Annotated in this window: 1 tRNA gene; it reads right to left on the bottom strand. The window is 51.7% G+C overall.

The features are described 5' to 3' along the window. Positions 1-67: 67 nt before the first annotated feature. Positions 68-144 (bottom strand) — tRNA-Pro (locus FHK92_RS22375). Positions 145-234 lie beyond the last annotated feature (90 nt).

Genomic DNA, 234 nt, shown 5'->3' with positions numbered 1-234 from the left:
GGATTCGAACCTACGACCAATTGGTTAAAAGCCAACTGCTCTACCAACTGAGCTAACGACCCAAATATGGTCGGGGTAAGGGGATTCGAACTCCTGACATCCTGCTCCCAAAGCAGGCGCGCTACCGGACTGCGCTATACCCCGGTAAAAAAAAGGCGACCCTTGCAAGTCGCCTTCCTCGATCAGCGCTTTTGGCCTCTGATCTTAAGATTCGATTCCAGCGAACTGGTTTCA

Source organism: Pseudomonas brassicacearum subsp. neoaurantiaca, assembly GCF_013608025.1.
In the GTDB taxonomy this organism is placed as follows: Bacteria; Pseudomonadota; Gammaproteobacteria; order Pseudomonadales; family Pseudomonadaceae; genus Aquipseudomonas.
Note: the sequence above shows the minus strand (reverse complement) of the source record. Positions and strands in the feature narration are given on the sequence as shown.